We start from the raw sequence: 19,966 nt of genomic DNA, 5'->3' as shown, positions 1-19,966 counted from the left end.
GTCAATAACGATTAATTAAAAGTGAAAAATAATTATCTATTTAGTATTATTATATTTTTAGTGCTGCAATTCAGTTATGGACAAACCGTAACGGTTCTAGAAGCAGATACTAAAACACCAATTTTGGGTGTATCGTTATATAATAATAGTAAAACAAAAACCTTAGTTACAGATATTAACGGACAAGCGCCATTAGACCGTTTTAAGAATAATGAAACTATTATTTTTAAAGACTTTTTATATCAAAAATTAGCATTAACCAAGTTACAAATAGCGCAATTTAATGATACTATTTATTTAATTCCAAAGGTAGAAGGGTTAAAGCAAATAGTTATTTCGGCATCTAAGTTTGAACAAAATAAACGCGAAATTCCCCAAACCATAGTTAGTTTAAGTGCTAATGATATTGTTTTTTCCAATCCGCAAACCAGTGCAGATCTATTAGAGAATACAGGTAATATTTACGTGCAAAAAAGCCAACTAGGTGGCGGAAGTCCTATGATTAGAGGGTTCTCTACCAACAGGTTATTAATTACTGTAGATGGTGTGCGTATGAATAATGCCATTTTTAGAGGAGGTAATCTTCAAAATGTTATATCCATAGATCCTCTTGCTATTCATAATACAGAAGTAACTTTAGGTGCAGGCTCAGTAGTTTATGGTAGTGATGCTATTGGTGGTGTTATGAGTTTTTATACCAAAAAGCCGCAATTATCTTACAAAGACAAGATGTATTTTAGTGCTAATGCAATGACGCGCTTTGCTAGTGCTAGTCATGAAAAAACAGGCCATGTAGATTTTAATTTGGGGTATAATAAATGGGCTTTTTTAACGAGTATCAGTTATACAGATTTTGAGGATTTACGTATGGGAAGTCATGGACCAGACGATTACCTGCGATTAGAATACGTAGAACAACAAAACGGCGAAGATGTGGTTGTAGAAAATCCTAATCCTAAAATTCAAAATCCAACAGGTTACAATCAGATTAATTTAATGCAAAAGGTGCGTTATGAGCCTTCAGATAATCTCGATTTTGATTTAGGATTATATTATTCCTCTACTTCAGATTACTCAAGGTACGATAGGTTGTTGCGTTATAGAGACGACACCTTGCGTTCTGCAGAATGGAGTTATGGTCCGCAACAATGGTTTATGGGAAATTTTCAGTTAACCAAACTGAGTAGTAGCTCTAGTTTTTATAATAAAATACAAACTACTCTAGCGTATCAAAATTTTAAAGAGAGTAGAAGAGATCGCGATTTTCAATCGGTTCTACGGAATGTTAACGAAGAAAATGTAGATGCTATTTCGCTTAATGTAGATTTTGAAAAACGTTTTAATTCTAAGATTTCATTGTTTTATGGTGCTGAGTACCTCTATAATTTAGTAGGTTCAGTTGGCGAAGAACAAAATATAGAAACCCAAAACAGTGTTGCTGCAGTAACGCGTTATCCAGATGGTTCTACATGGCAATCTTTTGCTGCTTATACAAGTTTAAAGTATAAACCCAATAGTAAATTTATTTTTCAGTCTGGTTTACGATATAATCAAGTGATTTCTGAATCAGATTTTACAGCGAATAATGAATTTTTAAACTTACCATTTAACGAGGCTAAAGTGAATACTGGTGCCTTAACTGGTACTGCTGGTTTTACTTGGTCACCTAGTGATATGATTCAATGGAAATTAAATGCTTCTACGGCATTTAGAGCACCAAATATAGATGATATTGGTAAGGTGTTCGATTCAGAACCTGGTGCTGTGGTTGTACCTAATAAAGATTTAAAAGCCGAATATGCCTACAGTGGAGAACTAGGCCTAAAACTAAATTTTGACGATAAAGTCGTTATAGATTTAGCGACGTATTATACATTTTTAGACAATGCCTTAATCCGAAGAGATTATGAGCTAAATGGCGAAACAGAAATTATGTACAATGGCGAGTTGAGTACAGTACAAGCCATGCAAAACGCATCGAAAGCCTGGATTTATGGGTTTGAAGTGGCTATGGATGTTAATTTTTCTAAGCATTTACAGTTGCGTACGCAATACAACATTATAGGTGGCACTGAAGATAATGAAGGCGTGGAAGAACCTACAAGACACGTGGCGCCAAATTTTGGAAAAACACATTTAAAGTTTAAAAAGAATAAACTATTAATTGATGGATTTCTGGTGTACAATAGTAAGTTTACTAATAGTCAGTTAGCACCATCAGAAACAGAGAAGGATTATATATATGCTAAGGATAGTAATGGAAATCCGTATGTGCCATCTTGGTACACACTTAATTTAAGAACCCAATATAAGTATAACGACAATTGGACCTTAACGGCTAGTTTAGAAAACATCACAGACCAACGCTACAGACCTTATTCTTCTGGAATTACAGCAGCAGGTAGAAATTTTATTTTAGCTTTAAAATATACGTTGTTGTAAACACTGAAGAGAGCGTATTTACTCAACGAAAAGACTTGTTTACTCATTCATCATTTTATTACTTCAAAATAAGAAATAGATTTGATTGCAAATTAAAACCGAAAACAATATGAGAAGACTTTTGACCATAATTCTAATTTTGACCATTATTTCGTGTGAACAAAAAGAAACAACAAAAGCGGATTTATCATTTAAACTAATAAGTTGGGGAAGTTTTTATGGAGCAGAACCTGAACAAATCGAAAAATTTGAAAAAATATTTGACAGTATAAATAAAAATCCTAACTCTAGAAAACAAGACAAAGAATTAAATGACTTTTTCTTAAGGTTAAAAGATAATGGATTATTCACTTCACCTTACATAAACCTTCGAATTGGAACTGACTCGACTTTGGTTGTTTACCTTTCGGAATCTGAATACAAAAAAGTAAAAGATTTTAATCATAACGACTTACTCAAACGGAATAAAAAAGTGGAATTAGAATTAGATATTATAAAAAAAGACATTGACATATATTATGCTGAACGAATTATAAGCGTGAATGAAGTTGATGGACAGACATATTGGAAAAAATAACTGTTTACAACACCGTATATAAAAAATCGCTAGATTAGTGCTTAAATAAAAGGCGTTGCTTTTTTACCAACTTCCGATTTTCCTTCGGAAAATCATCGCTGATAAAAACGCAACTTTCCATATACCAAACCGTAAGCTAAATTTTAAAAGTTACAAAAAGCAAAAAACTTTCTTGATATAGTCATCAAGAAAGCTTTTTTTGTAATTGATTCATTGACTATGTACAATGAATTTCATTCTATTATTTCTTTATCGCCTTTTTACTTATTACTTGACCGTTGGATAAAGTGACTTTAGCAATATACGCAGCTTGGCTTAATTGGTTGAGGTTATAAACTTCAGTAGAACTATTCCCTTTTAAGTTGTAAATACGTCTTCCTAAAACATCTAATATTTCTACATTGGTAATGATTACCTGTTTAGAGTTTGTTCTAAATTCTACATTATCGTTAGCTAACTCTACAATTGAAATTGTATTAGCATCAAGCACAGCATCATCAATAGAAAGCGCATTTGTGGTAAACACAATCTCAAAACGTTCATTGAACTCGCCAGTTTCAGATGTGAATGTATAGTCATTTGCAGAAAGATCATGATACAAGTTAAGGCTGTTATCTTTTACATATACTGTGTTGTCAGTCATAAAAGCGCCTTCAAACTGATGGATAGAAAGTGTATATAAAGTCGCAACGTCAATAGTTGTATAGAAACCTAAAGGAATCGTTTCGTTTATATCTAATCCGTTTGGATTTTTACCTTGTATTGCAAATTTATCTTCGTTAGTATCTTCTAACATGGTATAAATCATAGAATGTGCATTAGTAGATAAATTGCGCTTAGCATCATAATACATACCATCGTTAGCATCTGTTGCTCCATTAACGTATGCTATTAGCACTTGGTTTAATACACCATTATCAGAAGTTAAGTTTAACCATAGTTTATTGTTGCTATTAGTTGTTGATCTAAAAAACTGATCGTTACTACCAGTTACACGCATACTATTATTAAATACAACATCTGTTGTTCTTACACTACCACTAACCACTGCAGAAGCAACTCCATCATCCATTGATACAAAAAAGCCTTGACCAGAAGGTATATATCTATTTGGTGTAATACCATCACCACCCATTATTTCACCAGAACCATTTATGATAGCATAATCACTCTGTGCGTAATTTTGAGCTTGGTTACCATTAGTATCTGCATCTGCTGCTGTATTATGAGACCAGAAGAAAATAGCACCATTTAATGGACCTGCAGTTTGATCAATATTTGCATTTGCAGCTAAGAAAAGATCAGCATCTATAGCAGAAGGATAAGGGTTACCTATAAAGTTCCAGTTGTTATCTGCCGTTTCAGAATCATTTCTATAAATAGGGACATTATATACACCATTATTAAAAGGACCTTCAAACACATAACCAATCTGTGTTGGGAAAAGTGCAAAACTATTCTGCGTTGCTGCATAACCAACACCAGGAGCCATTATAGTGCCACCAGTAGCAAATTGCCAATCGTTACCATTATCATCTATATCATCCTGTCCTGCAATTGTGGCATTGTCATTGTTGGCTTCCATTGTGGCATCTAAATAGTTTTGACCAGAGAACGAATATACCTGGTTACCATCAGCTTCAGCTAAACCATCACTAATGGCTTCACCAGAAACAGGAGAACTCCAATAGGTGTATTCTCTATGGGAAGCGACCAATCCTGTGCGTTTTTCGACTTTAACTCTTGTTCTGTCTAACAATACATTACCTGAAACGGTTCCAATATCATTAACTTGCACAAATGATCCGTAAGGTCTTATCACCATAGTACCATCTACAATTAAATTGTTGTCAACACGTACATAATCATTATTCTCAATAATTAACTCATTCGTATCAGTAATAGTACAATTACAAGCTTCAAAACTTGTCTCGCCATTGGTAATTTCAGAAGTGTCATAGTCACCATCAATTATAGCATATCTATCTAAGGCTGGTGGTGCAGACCAATTGGTTCCATCCCAAACCGAAGCACGTACATCGAGTTTTACAGCATTAGTGGCTTCAAAACAAGTGGCTGTGTCTTCTCTTAATTGACAGTAATATTGGTAACCATCTAAGCCAGTAGTGTTAGGTATATTAAGTGTTGCAGACTGTTGTCCTGTATAATTGGTGTCCGCAGGTAATATCTCAGTCCATGTTGATGTGCCTGGCACATTATAAAACCATTGGTAAGCTAAATTTTGAGTATCTGCAGGCACTGGACCTGTGTGACCTTCTGTACCAGAAATCGTTAAGCTAGCAGATAATACACAGGTAAAAGTTGGTGCAACAGGTTGAACTGTTACCGTTGGAGGAACTCCTGTAGAAAAGTCATAATTTCCAATATCACTATAATCAACAGGTGTAAAACTATCCCAATCTGTTGCATCCCAAGTTGTACTTGGTGCAGTTATACCAGAATTCTTACGTCTATAAACATAATCTTTACTAGCAACTGTAAATACATTTCCTGCTGTGTCTCCCCATAAATCTATCCAAGTGTTAGTTGGTGTATAATACAAACGAATATTGTCGTCTTCATTAACACCACTTGCGTTATCAGAAAGATCATAGCCATGTGTTGCATAAGGATTTGTAGCGTCTGTACTTCCAAAAGCAAGTACAAATACATCATTGTTAAGCAACGTACCAGTTAAAGGAATAGTGTTAGTGGCAGTACCAGTTCCATTATTATGAATTCTTATTTCATAATTCGCTAAATTAACTGCGACTCCTGTTCCGTTAAAGATTTCTACGTAGGAATGAGAACCACTTCCATGATCTGTAATTTCACTAATAAATAAGTCTAAAGGTGGTGTACCTGTATTTCCTTCACAAGTAGATATAAGTTGATCAATAACTGTAAATAGTGCAGAACTTAAACAACCTAAATCATCATTAATTTCTAAGTTTCCGGTTGTTGCACCAGAAGGAATAGTTACTTCTATTTCAGAAGTAGAAATGACTGTAGCTATAGCAGCAATACCGTTTACAGTAACTGTTGTTGAACCGCCAAAATTATTAGCACTAGATGTTACGTTTACAATTGTGCCAACAGGTCCATTATCTGGTAAAAAAGTAAGTGTACCAGCAGCACATTCACCATTACCTTGAACGTTGAACGTATATGGATCTTCATCTGCATCATCACTTCTAATAGTGATAACGCCTGTTCTAGTTCCAACTCCTGTAGGAGAGAAAATAATTTCAAAATCTACCTCAGTACCAGCAGTGATTGTTGTTGCACCTGGATTAAGAGAAATTGTAAATTCTGCAGGATTAGATGAAACGATACTTACTAAACTAAGGTCGCCAGTACCTTCATTGCTAACATGGTATGTTTTAGGTGCTGTGGAGTTACCCATAACAGTTGAAGCAAAAATAGTATTACGACCAGTACTTGCAGCAGCTCCATTAGCAATTGAACCACCAGTATTACGCTCAATGTCTATTTCTGGAGTAGGTGTAAAACCGATACCAGTTAAATTAACTGTACACGTACCTTCGTCTAAGTCGTTATTATTTATAGTAAGCACACCTGTTCTTGTGCCATTCGCAGTAGGTGTAAATCTTACAGTTACCGTTTGAGAACCACTTGCAGCAATAGTAAAAGGCGTTGCAGGCGAAACAATAGTGTAATCTCCTGTGATACCAAAAGAAGAGATATCTAAATCAGCACCTCCAAAATTTTCAATATCAAATGTTAAGTCTGTGTTTGAAGATAATGATTGACTACCAAAATCAATAGTGTAGCCACAATTTTGATTAGTTGATGTATCATCTACAAGTTGTAATTCTGGATTTGCACCACCAGAATAACACGTCCAACTTAAATTTGAAATTGCGGTTCTATTTCCACCACTATTTCTTAATTCTACATCAATATTACCAGGAACATTTACAGTGGCTGAAAATGTGGAACTACCTGTAGCCGTAACTGCTATATTCCCACCATATTGCGTTCCATTAACGAATACCTGTAATGTTGAGTTTCCAGAAAATACGCGAGCATAATCAAAGGTAATTACACCACAACCTCCTGCTATTGAATTATCATTGGTTAATGATCCATCTCTTAATGTTATTGCTTCGTCGCCAGCCAAATCTTGATCAGATCTTGCATCAGTCGCTGTCCAATCCACACTATTATCTCCTGTCCATGACTCCGTACTGTATGCACTACTGTTACCACTATTCACAAAGGATTCACTTGCACAAGGACCCGTCAAAGTAGTGTCGTCTCCTGTCAAAGGACTTGGTGTATAATATAATGGACCACCAGAACAACCTGCACCATTATACGCAAAAACAAAAAAGTAATATTGGGTATTTTGTACTAAACCAGAGGCAGTAAATGTTGTAGATGTACCGCTTTGCACAACGGTTCCGCTACCTAAAGTAGCACCTACAGCGTAAGATGTGCCATCTACAGGAGTTGCACCTAAAGTAGCAGATGTACTTGCTACAATTAAGTAGCTATCTGCTGCTGAAGCTGTAAATGAGCCATCAATAGAAGAACTCGTAATGTTATTTAAAACTAAACTGGTTGGTTGAGCTGTTGGTGAAGTACAAGGTGCGGCAGGTATTCCTGTGATCTCTGCATCATCTATTATCCAAGTCTCGTTTCCCGAATTATTCTCAAAACGTATTCTAATTCTTAGGTTTGCAACACTAGGTAAATCTGTAATTATAATTTCATTTATTCCTGATGCACCATCTCCTCCTGAAACAGAAGTTAAATAACCACTAGCATTGTAGACATTTGATTCGGTAGAACCTTGGCCAAAATGCCATAAAGCATTATTATTACCATTAACTTCGGCTTGTTGAGTCCAATTAGTTCCTCCATCGTCACTAACTTCAACGATTACAAAATCAGAACTATCTGCACCATTTCCACTTGTTCCTCCAAAAGAAGCTAATTTAATTGAGAAGTCAACATTTGTAAATGAAGATGAATTTACATTTCCAAATAAAATTGTAGTTGCACTATTCGTGACTTTTCTACCTTGAGTTCCACTGACAAAATTATCTTGGCCTGCAGGGTAAGGACCAGTGCCTGTAGCGTTGTTTCCACCTGTATAAGTCATTGTAGGTGTAGCTGGTACAGTTTCAAAATCTTGAATGGCAATAGTTGTTTGCCCATAACCTAGGCTAACAGCAAAACATATAAAAATAAGTGGTAAAACGTAGTTTTTAATCATAAGGGATAATTAAAAAGGATTAATAGCTTACAAAATTAATTTAAAATGCTTGTAAGACAGCAACTTGTAAGTTACGTATTTATTAACAAATCATTTAGTTTAGATAGAATTTATCTATAAAAGACACGATATGTCGATGTAGTGTAAAACTCAGGTTTTAATCGTAAGAAATTTAAGATGTCTTCAAACAAAAATCTATCGTATTTTTGGCACAATGAATTCTACCAAAACTTATACTGTAACAGAAGCCAAACGAAAGTTAGAAAGTTATTGTGCCTACCAAGAACGTTGCCACAAAGAGGTTAGAACAAAGCTGAAAGATATGCGTATGATACCAGAGGCAATAGACGTTATCTTGGTGCATTTAATTGAACATAATTTTTTAAACGAAGAACGCTTTGCTCAGGCCTTTGTCCGTGGGAAATTTAGAATTAAAAAATGGGGAAAAAACCGATTGGTTAGAGAATTAAAACAGCGAGAAATTTCTAAATATAGCATTGATAATGCCCTTAAAGAAATTGACTTAGATGATTATTACCAAACCTTAGATGAATTAACTCAAAAACGTATAGCACAAGTTAAAGAAAACAATGTGTTTAAAAAGAAGAAAAAAGTTGCAGATTACTTGCTGTATCGAGGTTGGGAATCGCATTTAATCTACGAGAAACTAAATGAATATCTCAAATAAAAAGCCTTTTCAAGTTAATGAAAAGGCTTTCTAAATTATAAGAATTTATAATAGGTTACATATTAAAAACAGCACCAATATTTAATGTAAATTGGTTATGTATATCAATAGAATCTGTATCGTATTTAGCTAAAGGAAAGTTAGCTTCGCCATAAACACCAAAACCTTCAGAAAAGAAATAACGCGCACCAACATGACCACCAAAGTTTTTAAGGCTAAGGTTTAAACCTGGGTAAACATCAAGATTTTCATCAACATTAATAACATTTCCTAAGTTGGCGTTAAAACGCGCTTTTAAATCAAAACGATCACCAAAATCTAATTTTGAGATAAAGCTTGAACCACCTAATGCATAAGAAGAAGATACACCTACTGAGATGTTTTCACCTAAGCCATAATCGTAACTTAAATTAATACCTGTAGCATAATCTTGAATATTTGCACCTACTTGAAATTTTTGGTCACCTTCACCAATAAAGGCTTGAGAATTACCAAAACTAAAGGTCAGTATAGTGATAAAAAGTAAAATATTTTTCATGTTTTTTATTTTTAAATAATAGCGACAAAGATACAAATAGAATTTTAAATAGGTCAGAAAATTAACCGAATAGCTTAGTATTTGCAATTGCTTTATTGTTTTTATGGTCTATCCATTTTTGCCCTTTTAGGCGTCGCATTACATTGTCAAAATTCCGCATTATTAAAATATTATAAAATGCTTTACCTAAATTCTTAGGGTTTCTAGCAATAGCACGTAAGCTCATAGAGAATCCTGGTGTTACATAACGCATGTAATGCCAATAACCTTCTGGCATGTAGAGCACATCACCATGATTGAGTTCGCAATCCCAACCTTTTGCTTTTTTTAAGGCTGGCCATTTATTAAGATCGGGATTATTAAAATCTATATCTTCTCTAGTAATTAAAGAATGAGGGACTTTATAAAGGTATTTGGTCTGTTTTTGGTCAAATAGAATACATTGCTTTTTGCCTTCAAAATGAAAATGAAAAATGTTAGCCAAGTCAATATCATAATGCATAAAGGTGTGCGAATCTGTGCCACCAAAAAATAGCATTGGTAATTTTTTCATTAACCGAAGTCCAAAATCTGGAAACTTAAAATCTTGCTGAAGCTGTGGTACTTCTTTTAAAATATTCCATAGGAAGATGCGATATTTTGTAGGTTCGCGTTGCAAGAGATCAATGTAGTCGCTCATTTTCATTTGAGCATGCGCCTGGTTAAAGCCATCTTTATAATCTACAGGTCTATCATCATAAAGCGGCACTGTAATGTCGCCAGCTAATTCTTTTACGTACTCTAAATTCCATTTAGAATACGCAGGCCAATCTAAGATAGCATCTTCTATGACCACAGGTTTCTGTGGTTTAAAATATTGAGTAAGAAAATCTTCCTTCGTAATTGTTTTAACACGAGGAATTGCTGTAAGATTGAGTTTCAAAAATTTATAGAATTTAGGCTTCAAAATTAAAAAAAGCTTTGAAGACTAACTTTTAAAAGTTGTTAAATTACAACCAAGTTGTATCTCGTGTTGTAGCATCTAAAACATCAATATCTAAAATTGAAGCGATTTGTTTAGCTTTTGCGAATGCGTCTTCCACATCTTTTGTATCATAAATTTCAATTTTCTGATTGGTATTATAAAACAAATTTACTTTAACAATAGCACTAGATACATTTGCACTTGCACTCGCAGCCCAAACGGTAGTGGTTTCTGTGGTTTTAAAAACAGAAACATAATCTATTTCCGGAAGCGGTTGCCATTTTCCTATACTTATCCCGAATAAGGATTTAATACGTCTGTAGGTTTTTTGTTCAAAATTTATTTCAACACCATCTTGAATTAATAAATAGACACCTATAAAAAGTGGCACTAAGCCTTTAATATCATCAAAAATAATAAAGAGGCCAACGATTACTGCAAAAACGCCCAAAACAAGCTGCCAAAGTAAATTTTTTCGTTTGAATTTAAATATATCCATAGTTGACATTTAAGGTTAAAAAAAGTCCATTCTATTAAAAATGGACTTTTTTGATATTTAGTAAGTCTTAAGACTTTTCAATTTTAGCATCTTCGGCTTCAATCTCTTTTTTGTCTTTACCTTTTAAATACTCTGGTAAATCCATACCAGCCATATTAAACATGTCTTGTAAAGGTGGTACAGATTTGTACATACCAGATAAGAAATTAGCCGTAGAAGATTTGCCATCTTCATTGCTAGAACCACCATCCCAAACGGTCACTTTATCAATTTTAATATTCTTAATCGCTTCGGCTTGTGCTTGTACTAATTCTGGTAATTTGTCTGCAATTAATAATAATACAGCATCTCTACTATTGTTACCAGCCGCTTTTACAATTTGCTCCATACCAGCGGCTTGCTTGGTTAAGATTTCAAACTGACCTTGTGCTTCGGCTTGTGCTTTAAATAATATGGCATCAGCTTCACCTTTTGCTTTACGTCTAATACGCTCAGCTTCTGCTTCTGCATCAATTTCAGCCTTTTGTTTATCAATTTCAGCAGGTACAATAATATCTGCCATTTGAGATGAACGCTCACGTTCTGCTCTTGCGGTTTCTGCTTCTTGCTCTGCAGCATAAGACTCTTCTAAGGCTTTTGCAGCTTGTACTTTCTCAGACGCAATAGCCACACGTTCTGCTTCGGCTTCACGCTGACGACGTAAAGAATCTGAATTGGCAACTGCAATTTTTGCTGTGTTTTCGCCTTCTACAGCTTGTGCATTGGCAGCAGCAACTTGTGTTCTTTCATCTTGTACAGCATTAGCTTCACCAATAGAACCATCTCTAGTTTTCTCTGCAACCGATTTACGCGCTGCGTTAATAGCGTGTGCAGCAGCTTCTTTACCAAGGGCTTCAATATAACCAGACTCGTCAACAATATCTGTAATGTTTACGTTGATTAATTTTAAACCTACTTTCTTCAATTCCGTTTCAACCGACTGCGAAATGTTAGTTAAAAACTTATCGCGATCGTTGTTAATTTCTTCAATATCCATAGAAGCAACTACCAAACGTAACTGACCGAAAATAATTTCTTTCGCTAATTCTTGTACATCTTGTGCGCCTAAACCTAATAAACGTTCTGCAGCATTTTGCATTACTCCAGGTTCTGTAGACACACCAATTGTAAAACGTGAAGGTACATTAACACGAATGTTTTGTTTAGATAACGCATTAACCAAATTCACCTCAATAGAAATTGGCGTTAAATCTAAAAATTCATAATCTTGAATTACAGGAATAATAAAGGCTGCACCACCATGAATACACTTAGCCGACTGTCCGCCACCAACTTTACCATAGACTACTAAGATTCTATCCGAAGGACAACGTTTGTAGCGTTTGATTAAAATAATTAAGGTCAGTACAATAAATAAGACCACAAAAATGGCGAGCATAGGAACGCCTAAGCTGTCCACATTAAAATTTTCTTGAATGGTTAGTAATGTCATAGTTTTTAAATTTGAAGGTTTGTTTTTTTAGTTAGATATTTTCTTTTGAGTGTCGTTACTCAATAAAGGGTCAGGTTGTACTTTAGAAGCTTCAATAGGTTTTCGGGTTTGGTCCACAATTAAAATACCGTTTGAGGTTACATCAACGACTTTTATAATGGTTCCGGTTTTTAATGGTGTTAACGAATCTGTTAGTGCATCTAATTCTCTCATTGTACCTTGTACGCTAACATTTACTTTTCCCATTCTAGAACGGTCTTCGCCAATAGTTAAATAGACTTCGCCAACCGCATCAATAGCATTTTTATAATTTAAAGTACCACTATCAGTTAGTTTACTGATAAAGTAGAAGAGTGTTGCCATTATGACCATCATTAATAAACCACAAACTGTGGAAACTATAATAGTTAATGGTGTAGAAAGGCCAGCATCAATACACGCAATGCCACTCCAACCAAAAATGGTAAAGAAGCCAACAAGGTTTTTAAAGGAAATAAACTGAAATCCGGCTTCTATATCGCCATCAATATCATCAGCATCGCCTCCTGTAAATGCCATAATCATAACTACAGAAAACACAAGAGAACCAAGGATAGCCGTTAACCAATATATTTTGGAAAGTAATTCTAAATTTGAAAACCAGTCTGCCATAATTCTAGGGTTTTATTTGAGTTAATAAATATACAACCTAATAAGGTTTTAGGCTTATTAATTTGAAAGTAAATTAGACACAAAATGGCCACCAAATAAGACATATAATGTCCTGGTTATTTCTAAATCTTGGATTGGATAAGTATTTATCCAAAATTAGGAATGTAAAATTTATATGATGGTTATTTGTAGTGTGGTTGTTTTAATGCTTTTGAAGCTTCATAAAAGATTAAAATCTTAACCACTTTCAAGATATGAGTAGCAGACGAAAGAATTTTGTTACAGTTTTATTGAAAAATATTTTATTTGATTGATTTGTGGTTATTTAGAAGACATTAGTCTATAGTTACTAAAACCCTCTGTTTGTCATTCCTGCTCTTTGTCATTCCTGCTTTTTGTTATTCCTGCGCAGGCAGGAATCTACAACGACCTTTTTGTTAGTCTAGTTTTACTCTTTGCGTAATTGAATATTATAGGAATTATAGGAAATGTTGGAGCTGTGTTCTATTGTTGTGGATTCCTGCCTTCGCAGGAATGACAGTAACTTGTTTACTTGTAAGAGTGAGATTGTTCGATTAAGGATTATAAAAATAAAAAGATTATGCGGTATAATTAGGATAAAAATTTTGTTACCGCTCTTTGTCATTCCTGCGCAGGCAGGAATCTACTAATGTCCTTTTTGTTAGTCTAGTTTTACTCTTTGCGTAGTTGAAAATTATAGAAATTATAGGAAATATTGAAGATGTGTTCAGTTATTGTGGATTCCTGCCTTCGCAGGAATGACAAATTGGAATGAAAATGTATATCCTAAATGATTAAAACCTATTCAACTATTGAAAACAAGTCCAGTCTTTAGATAAATCTTTCCAGATAGGATTCTCTTCTTCAATAAGATTTATCTTCCATTGACGTTTCCATTTTTTCATATTCTTTTCTCTCTTAATAGCATCATTAACATACTGATAGGTTTCAAAATATATTAATCTATTTAGACTGTATTTTTTAGTGAAACCTTCGATTAACTTGTTCTTGTGTTCAAACATTCTGCGCTCTAAATCATTGGTAACACCAATATACAAAGTTCCATTATACTTGTTGGATAGTATGTAGAGGTAATATTGATGTACGTTTCTATGCATGATTTTATTGATGCATTGTGGATGAACTTTTTTTAAACTGAGGGTTTGTCTCTTTTTTAGAGGTAAAAGAATTTTTGATTTTAATAAAGATATGAATTGTTTTTAAGTTGAGAAATTCAGTAGGTTTTTTTCTGTAAATAGCCGCATTTTCAAACATAAGCCCTTTGTCATTCCTGCGCAGGCAGGAATCCACTCATTATCATAATTATTGTATGTGATATTACTTTCTATAATTACTCGTTGTTAGAATTATAGGAATTGTTTTAAACTAGGTTGCTTTATTGTGGATTCCTGCCTGCGCAGGAATGACATAAATTTCAAGAATGCCAATAACTTTTTGTTTTTAAGAATGATATTCCTGTTTTACTCATAGACTTCTAGTTTATTCAAACGCATTCGTGACTAATTAGTTTAATAGCTGTCCTGAAAGGTTTCAAAAACCTTGTATGTATAAAAAAATCCTGCAAAATCAAAAAAAGACTTAGCAGGATTTTTACAAGAATAATTATGTTTACTCTGTTTGTCATTCCTGCGAAGGCAGGAATCCACAATTATTTAAATTTGTAACGCATACCAAACAACACATTACTTGGTGGCATTGGTGTAAACCCAGATTCAATATAATCAGCATCAAAAATATTACTTGCTGTAATTGATAATTCCACTTGTTTTAATGCCATTACAATAGAAGCATCCCAAACGTTGTAAGTTTGTCCTATGGTACGTTCCGCGTATTTGTAAACGATATTCTGACTTATATTTTTAAATAATTTTGTGCTTAATCGTGTTGTAAAATGATGTTTTAGCGTGTTTAAGGAGTAACGCGATAATTCTGGGTTTTGGTCTAAAATATCATCTTCTAAAAAGCTATAACCAATAGCTAAAGTTTGGCTGATGTTATTCAACTTAAAATTATAAGACGCATCAAACTCAAACCCTTTTGTGTTGACTTCGGCAATATTGGTTGCTGTAAAGGATTCTTCAGTAGTATTTTGTCTTACATAATCAATAAGGTTTTTAGCATCTCTGTTAAAAGCGGCCAAGGTTACTGAGAATTTTGGCGTTATATATTTTAGTCCTAGTTCTTGAGCTAAGGCATCTTCTGGTTCTAAATCCGGATTCCCAATACTTCCGCCACCGTTGTAATACAAATCTGTGTAGGTTGGTATTCTGTAGGTATAACCAACATTTCCGTAAGCTTTTAAGTTGTTAGTAATATCAAAACCAATATCTAATCCAGGAAAGGCATTAAATTTAAAATCCGAAAAATACGTCATAGCAACACCAGGTGTAATGTCTAATCGGTTATCGGCAAGTTCAAATCTATGTTCTAAGAAAACCGTTGCCATAAAACGATTACGTTGCCCTAAATTGTTACTTTTTAAATAGGTTTTAGAAAGGTCGACACCAAAACCAGTTTCGCCTAATTCAGATTTATAGGACGCATTGGCTTCAGCACCAATTTTATTCGAAATATGAAAATTTCTAAAAAAATTAGGGTCATCACGTTGTAATAAGAACATGTCTTGATTACGTTTCCAATACACACGTGGTTGAATTTTTAGTCGTTCAGATTTAAAAGTTGTTGTAAAAGCAATTAAACTGTTTTGTGTTTCTTCATATTCATTAAAACCCCAACTCGATGGTGTATAGAAATTTTCAGCACCAAAATTCTTTTCAAAAAATGTGGCAATCATTTCAATAGGTTGTGCTTTTTTGTTGAAAACACTCTTTAAGAAATAATTCGAATTTTCATAATCTGTATTATTTCGATAACCATCAGACGTCATTTTCCCAGCATGAAAAATATGTGTTGAGTTTTCTAATTTTGATCCAACGGTTACAGAACCGTTAAGCTGACCAAAAGAACCAGCTTCAACATTTGCAGAAACAGCGTTGTTTACGTTAGATTTAGTCACAATATTAATAGCACCAGTAAAAGCATTTTGTCCAAAAACTCGAGCTGCAGGCCCTTTTATAATTTCAATACGCTCAATAACTTCTAGAGGTAAAGCGGCATTCATGGTGTGATGACCAGTTTGAGCATCGTCCATTTTTATACCATCAATTAATAGAAGTGTTTGGTCAAAACCACCACCTCTAATAAATAAATCGGCCTGACTTCCGCCTGTGCCACGTCTTCTAATATCTACACCAGCAACTTGCTGTAATAAATCTGCCATGTTGGTCGCAGAACTATTTTTAATATCAGTTGCTGTAATAATGTTTATGGTTCTAGAATTTTCTTTAAAGGGTAAATCTATTCGTGTAGACGTCACTATAACTTCACTTAAAGAATCCGTTTTAATTTCTGGTTGTTCGTTTTGTGCGCTCGATTGAAAGACACTAAAAGCTAAAACGATAAAAAGTAAGATTGATTTTTTCATCTCTATAAGTTTTGCAATACAGGTTATTGCTTGGTTTAATTTTATGTTGCAAAAGTCGTAACTTTCCGGACGATTAAACTAGTCCAGTTTTAAAACAATGAATAGTCCGGTTAACGATATTTTAAAGCAACTTGTCACGTTTAATAAGACTTTGGTTCAACCTGTTTACATTCAAGTGGCGCAGCAAGTCATAAATGCGATACAGCGTGGTTATTTAGAAAAAGGAACTAAATTACCAGGTACACGTGTGTTGAGTGAGTTATTAAATATTCACAGAAATACTGCAGTAGCTATTTATGATGAATTGGCATCACAAGGTTGGGTGGAAATTGTAGCCAATAAAGGCACGTTTGTATTAATACCAGATGCCTCAGACACCAAAATTAAAGCAGCAACGCAGCATATTCATCAAGCTTATGCATATCCAAAAGTGGCTGGTTTCCCGTTTCAGCAATCGTTTCATTTAGCATCAACAACAGAAGAAACTGTTGCAAAATATACCATTAGTGATGGTAAACCCGATTTAAGATTACATCCTGTGCATCAATTTTCAAGATGGTACAGTGCAGCCATGAAACGGAAACCGCTTATCATTAAGTGGAATAGAACGAGTGCGCTAATCCCTTCGGTTTTTAGTAAGCAACTTTGTAATTTCCTGAACGCAACACGTGGATTTCATATAAAACCCAACAATTTATTGAACACGCGAAGCACAGAAATGAGCTTATACATTGTATCTCAATTGATAATTAAACAAAACGATTTAGTCTTAGTTGGGCAGTTGAGTAATTATGCGGCAAATATGATTTTTCAGCAAGCAGGTGCAACTATAAGAACCATTCCTGTAGATGAAGAAGGTCTAAATGTTGAATATATAAAAAGCCACTTTTTAGCTGGAAGTATTCGATGTCTGTACATCTGCGCCAATAGAGATTACCCAACCACAGTAACTTTAAGTGCTAATCGTCGATTAGAATTATTGCAACTGGCTAAAAATTATGGTTTTGCCATTATAGAAGATGATTACGATTACGATTTTCAATTTACAGGTTCTGCCATGTTACCAATGGCAAGTGCAGATGTTAATGGTATGGTTATTTATTTAGGCAAATTAGGACAGTCGTTATTTCCAAGTTTTCATACAGGTTTTGTGGTGGCACCAGAAAATTTAATTTCAGAAGCTAAAAACTATCTGCAATTATTAGATAAGCAAGGTGATTTAATACAAGAACAAATGCTAGCCGAATTAATTTCTGAAGGCGAAATATACCGTTTAAAGAAAAAGAATATTGTTACTTACAAACAGCGTCTCGATAGCTTATGTCGTTTTTTAAAGCTGCATTTTGAAGCTATTATCACTTGGGAACAACCGTCAGGTGGATTAGCTATTTGGTTACAATTTATCGAAACCATATCATTAGTTAAATTGGCTGAAGAAGCTGAAAAATTAGATTTATTTCTGCCGAAAACCATTTTATATCAAGATAAAAATACCTGTGCTATTCGTTTTGGTTTTGGTCATTTAAACGAAGAAGAACTCGAAATTGTGATTCAGAAATTGAAAAATGCGTATACTAATGTTATAGCGCTTTAATTGGGAATTCAGTATTGCAATCTTCACATTTATACTTGTAACGTGTGCTAAAAGGTAAAGTGCCAGTAATAAAACCAATAAGAAAAGACATTAAAGATTTTAAATTAGTGATGGTGGTGTACATTTCAATATGTTCGCCTTTACAATTTGGGCAAACAATAGGATTACCATCGTCATCTACGGAATAGGCTTTAATGGATTGTAGAATAGCTCTCGCTTTTTCTTCGTCTTTAGCCAGTACTTTTAGTTTTACACCACCAATAGCTTGGCTCACCAAAGGATCTGTGTCTATGGTTAAATTATCTCTAAGAAAAACGTCTATGCCATCTGCTTCTAAGCGTCCTTTGGCAATTTGGGCTTCCGTAGAATAAGGGAATTTTGCTATGGTTACAAAGATGTTTTGCATTTGGTAAAGATAATGTAATGTTGTTTAGACCTAACAGGTTTCAAAAACCTGTCAGGTCTATGTTCAGGTTATTCAGTTGTTCCAGAATTCATTTTAATTTTCCAGGCCTCTTTATCAACCCATTTAAAATTATTGGGTTCTGTGGCATCTAATAAATCAATGTTTAATTGTTCTGAAAGGTCAAAACCGATGAGAAAGGCTTCTTGGTAATCGTGTTCTTCGTAGAGTTCAAAATGTTTATTGGTATCGTACCAAAGGTTGACTTCAAAAATATAATCGCCACCAATTGTTGGTTGATGAAAAACCGAAACATATTGATAGTTTTTAATGGTTTGCCAAGACCCAAATTTTATAGGACCTATATTATAAGTAGGTCTAAATCTTGAATTTTTAATATCTATATGAATGCTTTTTGTTAAGGTAAATGCAATGCCAATGGATACTAAATAAATACTTGGTTCAATGCCATATATAAATTTTATAAATCCCTTCTCATTAAATTCTATGTTGTATAATGCAAAAAGTATGATTAGTGTGGCTATAGAAAAGAATAATGCAGCTATGGGAATTTGCCAAATTGGTCGCGGACTTTCTGAAATTATGGTGTTAGGTTTCATAGATTCAAATATATGAAAAGACCTAGTAGGTTTACTTAGCACTGAACTTGTTTCATTATCTAACCTGACAGGTTTGAAAAGTGTTTTTTTGATAAATATTATTGTTTATCGATAATTTTTATATATTTGTTATCGTAAAACGATAATTATGAGTTCCACGAAAATACTTTATGTAATACTAAATGTCATTATTATTCTTATTCTAGCAAGTATAGGTTTAGGGATTTTTGTTTTATCAACGACGCTTTTAGGTATTGAACAAAATTTTGTGCTTTTCAGTGAAGATGTATTAACATATAAAACTGAAGGCATGCTTTATCGTTATATCTTTTTTAAGCTTGTAATTTATGCTGTTTTTGTTGCTGCGCTTTGGAAATTAAGAAAGGCAACAAAATTGTTATTGAATAATGATTTTCATAACGCCGAACTTATAATGGAAATGTTCTCTTCGGGAAAACTTATGGTGCTTTCTTCAGTAGCTTTGTGGGTTATTGATGAGATGAGCAATATGTTTTTTAAAAAGAAAGTTATACTTGGTTTAAGTGAAAAAACATTAGTCTATTTATTAATAATTGCAATGGGATTATTTTTAATGCTAGTGAGTACAGTGCTTAGAGATACTAAGATTATAAAGGAAGAAAATGACTTAACTATATAATTATGAAAACAATGAATATTTTAAAAAAGCTAATAACGGTATATTATTATGTTGTTGGTATAGTATTAT

Annotated in this window: 15 protein-coding genes; 5 read left to right on the top strand and 10 right to left on the bottom strand. The window is 33.8% G+C overall.

The genetic code is table 11. The features are described from left to right. Positions 1-21: 21 nt before the first annotated feature. Both ACJBCC_RS09350 and ACJBCC_RS09345 read left to right on the top strand, forming a co-directional pair. A complete protein-coding gene (locus ACJBCC_RS09350) occupies positions 22-2,442 on the top strand; it encodes a TonB-dependent receptor plug domain-containing protein (protein ID WP_407557032.1) in 2,421 nt (806 codons plus the stop codon). 109 nt (positions 2,443-2,551) lie between these two features. Then, entirely contained in the window at positions 2,552-3,019 is a 468-nt protein-coding gene (locus tag ACJBCC_RS09345; protein ID WP_299102512.1) for a hypothetical protein, read from the top strand. A 241-nt stretch (positions 3,020-3,260) separates the two neighbouring features. Here the strand turns inward: ACJBCC_RS09345 and ACJBCC_RS09340 are convergent, their stop codons facing one another. Then, positions 3,261-8,264, bottom strand: coding sequence for a choice-of-anchor D domain-containing protein (locus ACJBCC_RS09340; RefSeq protein WP_407557031.1), 5,004 nt, complete (start codon positions 8,262-8,264; stop codon positions 3,261-3,263). A 214-nt stretch (positions 8,265-8,478) separates the two neighbouring features. On the opposite strand from ACJBCC_RS09340, the gene ACJBCC_RS09335 reads away from it, so the two are divergent. Continuing rightward, positions 8,479-8,952: a regulatory protein RecX gene (locus ACJBCC_RS09335; protein WP_407557030.1), complete on the top strand. Its 474-nt coding sequence runs from the start codon at positions 8,479-8,481 to the stop codon at positions 8,950-8,952. A 55-nt stretch (positions 8,953-9,007) separates the two neighbouring features. Here the strand turns inward: ACJBCC_RS09335 and ACJBCC_RS09330 are convergent, their stop codons facing one another. From ACJBCC_RS09330 to ACJBCC_RS09300, 7 genes are all read right to left on the bottom strand, one after another. Beyond that, the gene (locus ACJBCC_RS09330; RefSeq protein ID WP_407557029.1) at positions 9,008-9,490 is read right to left on the bottom strand and encodes a DUF6646 family protein; all 483 of its coding nucleotides are present in this window, start codon (positions 9,488-9,490) and stop codon (positions 9,008-9,010) included. A gap of 61 nt (positions 9,491-9,551) precedes the next feature. Then, complete coding sequence (locus tag ACJBCC_RS09325) at positions 9,552-10,412, bottom strand: cupin-like domain-containing protein (RefSeq protein ID WP_407557028.1); 861 nt, start codon at positions 10,410-10,412, stop codon at positions 9,552-9,554. Between the two features lie 67 nt (positions 10,413-10,479). After that, on the bottom strand, positions 10,480-10,953 hold the full coding sequence (locus tag ACJBCC_RS09320; RefSeq protein ID WP_407557027.1) for a hypothetical protein: 474 nt from the start codon (positions 10,951-10,953) through the stop codon (positions 10,480-10,482). A 67-nt stretch (positions 10,954-11,020) separates the two neighbouring features. Beyond that, on the bottom strand, positions 11,021-12,445 hold the full coding sequence (locus ACJBCC_RS09315; protein ID WP_407557026.1) for a flotillin family protein: 1,425 nt from the start codon (positions 12,443-12,445) through the stop codon (positions 11,021-11,023). A 27-nt stretch (positions 12,446-12,472) separates the two neighbouring features. Further along, on the bottom strand, positions 12,473-13,096 hold the full coding sequence (locus tag ACJBCC_RS09310; protein WP_407557025.1) for a hypothetical protein: 624 nt from the start codon (positions 13,094-13,096) through the stop codon (positions 12,473-12,475). A gap of 830 nt (positions 13,097-13,926) precedes the next feature. Continuing rightward, positions 13,927-14,235 carry a GIY-YIG nuclease family protein gene (locus ACJBCC_RS09305; RefSeq protein WP_299102499.1) on the bottom strand — a complete coding sequence of 103 codons (309 nt, stop codon included), beginning with the start codon at positions 14,233-14,235 and terminating at the stop codon, positions 13,927-13,929. Between the two features lie 551 nt (positions 14,236-14,786). Continuing rightward, positions 14,787-16,622, bottom strand: a complete 1,836-nt coding sequence (locus ACJBCC_RS09300) for a TonB-dependent receptor plug domain-containing protein (RefSeq protein WP_407557024.1) — start codon at positions 16,620-16,622, stop codon at positions 14,787-14,789. A 97-nt stretch (positions 16,623-16,719) separates the two neighbouring features. Between ACJBCC_RS09300 and ACJBCC_RS09295 the strand changes: the two genes are divergently transcribed. Then, positions 16,720-18,216 (top strand): PLP-dependent aminotransferase family protein, encoded by a 1,497-nt coding sequence (locus tag ACJBCC_RS09295; RefSeq protein ID WP_299102494.1) that lies wholly within the window; start codon positions 16,720-16,722, stop codon positions 18,214-18,216. Here the strand turns inward: ACJBCC_RS09295 and ACJBCC_RS09290 are convergent. Both ACJBCC_RS09290 and ACJBCC_RS09285 read right to left on the bottom strand, forming a co-directional pair. Continuing rightward, the gene (locus tag ACJBCC_RS09290; protein WP_407557023.1) at positions 18,203-18,622 is read right to left on the bottom strand and encodes a DUF2007 domain-containing protein; all 420 of its coding nucleotides are present in this window, start codon (positions 18,620-18,622) and stop codon (positions 18,203-18,205) included. The genes ACJBCC_RS09295 and ACJBCC_RS09290 overlap by 14 nt on opposite strands. A gap of 68 nt (positions 18,623-18,690) precedes the next feature. After that, positions 18,691-19,239 (bottom strand): hypothetical protein, encoded by a 549-nt coding sequence (locus ACJBCC_RS09285; RefSeq protein WP_299102490.1) that lies wholly within the window; start codon positions 19,237-19,239, stop codon positions 18,691-18,693. A gap of 148 nt (positions 19,240-19,387) precedes the next feature. On the opposite strand from ACJBCC_RS09285, the gene ACJBCC_RS09280 reads away from it, so the two are divergent. Then, the gene (locus tag ACJBCC_RS09280) at positions 19,388-19,897 is read left to right on the top strand and encodes a hypothetical protein (RefSeq protein WP_299102488.1); all 510 of its coding nucleotides are present in this window, start codon (positions 19,388-19,390) and stop codon (positions 19,895-19,897) included. Positions 19,898-19,966: the final 69 nt, after the last annotated feature.

The organism is Winogradskyella sp. 4-2091 (assembly GCF_045765065.1).
Classification (GTDB): Bacteria; Bacteroidota; Bacteroidia; order Flavobacteriales; family Flavobacteriaceae; genus Winogradskyella.
Note: the sequence above shows the minus strand (reverse complement) of the source record. Positions and strands in the feature narration are given on the sequence as shown.

Excerpts from the sequence above, each read along its gene's own strand:
- ACJBCC_RS09345 (WP_299102512.1), top strand. The coding sequence starts at position 2,552 with ATGAGAAGACTTTTGACCATAATTCTAATTTTGACCATTATTTCGTGT.
- ACJBCC_RS09340 (WP_407557031.1), bottom strand. The coding sequence starts at position 8,264 with ATGATTAAAAACTACGTTTTACCACTTATTTTTATATGTTTTGCTGTT.
- ACJBCC_RS09335 (WP_407557030.1), top strand. The coding sequence starts at position 8,479 with ATGAATTCTACCAAAACTTATACTGTAACAGAAGCCAAACGAAAGTTA.
- ACJBCC_RS09330 (WP_407557029.1), bottom strand. The coding sequence starts at position 9,490 with ATGAAAAATATTTTACTTTTTATCACTATACTGACCTTTAGTTTTGGT.
- ACJBCC_RS09320 (WP_407557027.1), bottom strand. The coding sequence starts at position 10,953 with ATGGATATATTTAAATTCAAACGAAAAAATTTACTTTGGCAGCTTGTT.
- ACJBCC_RS09315 (WP_407557026.1), bottom strand. The coding sequence starts at position 12,445 with ATGACATTACTAACCATTCAAGAAAATTTTAATGTGGACAGCTTAGGC.
- ACJBCC_RS09310 (WP_407557025.1), bottom strand. The coding sequence starts at position 13,096 with ATGGCAGACTGGTTTTCAAATTTAGAATTACTTTCCAAAATATATTGG.
- ACJBCC_RS09305 (WP_299102499.1), bottom strand. The coding sequence starts at position 14,235 with ATGCATAGAAACGTACATCAATATTACCTCTACATACTATCCAACAAG.
- ACJBCC_RS09300 (WP_407557024.1), bottom strand. The coding sequence starts at position 16,622 with ATGAAAAAATCAATCTTACTTTTTATCGTTTTAGCTTTTAGTGTCTTT.
- ACJBCC_RS09295 (WP_299102494.1), top strand. The coding sequence starts at position 16,720 with ATGAATAGTCCGGTTAACGATATTTTAAAGCAACTTGTCACGTTTAAT.
- ACJBCC_RS09290 (WP_407557023.1), bottom strand. The coding sequence starts at position 18,622 with ATGCAAAACATCTTTGTAACCATAGCAAAATTCCCTTATTCTACGGAA.
- ACJBCC_RS09285 (WP_299102490.1), bottom strand. The coding sequence starts at position 19,239 with ATGAAACCTAACACCATAATTTCAGAAAGTCCGCGACCAATTTGGCAA.
- ACJBCC_RS09280 (WP_299102488.1), top strand. The coding sequence starts at position 19,388 with ATGAGTTCCACGAAAATACTTTATGTAATACTAAATGTCATTATTATT.